This window comes from Pantoea sp. B9002, from assembly GCF_013385945.1.
GTDB lineage: Bacteria > Pseudomonadota > Gammaproteobacteria > Enterobacterales > Enterobacteriaceae > Pantoea.
This window is the reverse complement of record NZ_JACAPA010000016.1, coordinates 1-1,099: the sequence shown is the minus strand read 5'-3', so window position 1 is coordinate 1,099 and position 1,099 is coordinate 1. Positions and strand designations below refer to the sequence as shown.

The window sequence follows — 1,099 nt, the reverse complement described above, 5'->3', positions numbered from 1 at the left end:
TTCGCTAAAATTCGCGTAGCCATTATCCGGTACCCACTCTGTTTTCAGGCTTCTGAAGAACCGTTCCATTGGGCTGTTATCCCAGCAATTTCCCCGGCGACTCAGGCTTTGCTTTATCTGATATCTCCACAGTAACTGCCTGAAATTCCTGCTGGTATAGTGGCTGCCTTGGTCCGAGTGATACAGTAAATTAGCCGGCTTTCCTCGCGCTTCCCAGGCCATGGACAGCGCTTTAGCTGTCAGTGCAGAATCCGGGAAAAATGACATAGCCCAGCCAACCGGTTTACGGGAAAACAAATCGAGTACAACAGCCAGATAAGCCCAGCGTTTTCCCGTCCAGATATAAGTCACATCACCGCACCAGGCCTGATTAGGCTCGGTAACAGCAAACTGGCGATCCAGATAATTAGGGATCTCAATGTGCTCCTTAGACGCCTTCTTATAACGATGGCCAGGTTGCTGACAGCTGATAATATTGAGTGCTTTCATCAGCTTTGTTGCCCGCCAGCGGCTCAGTTTTATACCTTTGGTGGTGACCATCGCGGCAATGCTTCGCGCTCCTGCTGAGCCGTTACTTTCGCGATAAACTTCACGCACAAGGCTCAGTAATGCCACTCTCGTGGCGTCAGGCTTCCTGGGCTGCCGCCAGTATTTATAACTGCTGCGATGAACCCCAAACACGTTGCACACAACGGCAACAGGAAACCGCGCCCTGAGTTTCTCAACTAATGAGAACTGTTCAGGGAGTCTGACATCAAGAGCGCGGTAGCCTTTTTTAATATATCCCTTTCCATTTCAACGCGTTGAAGTCTTTTCTTCAACTCACGTATCTCAATCTGCTCAGGTGTCATGGGTGAAGCTATGGGTGATTTTCCCGCTCGCTCTTCTTTCAGTTGTCGAACCCATTTGTCCATCGTGGATTTGCCGACATTCATCGCAGTGGCAGCGGCGGCAACGGTGTAGTGCTGATCGAGTACAAGCTGGGCAGCTTCGAGGCGAAATTCGGGGCTAAAATTGCGTCTGTTACGTCCGGTCATAATGTCACCTGTTTTGACTATGAGGTAATGATATCACCTCTATTCAGGTGGCCAAATTCAGT

General features: G+C 49.8%; 1 pseudogene. It reads right to left on the bottom strand.

Features of this window, described 5'->3' with window-relative positions:
• Nucleotides 1-1,037: pseudogene (locus HX773_RS10980) on the bottom strand (IS3 family transposase); the annotation flags it as partial.
• Between the last annotated feature and the right edge of the window lie 62 nt (nucleotides 1,038-1,099).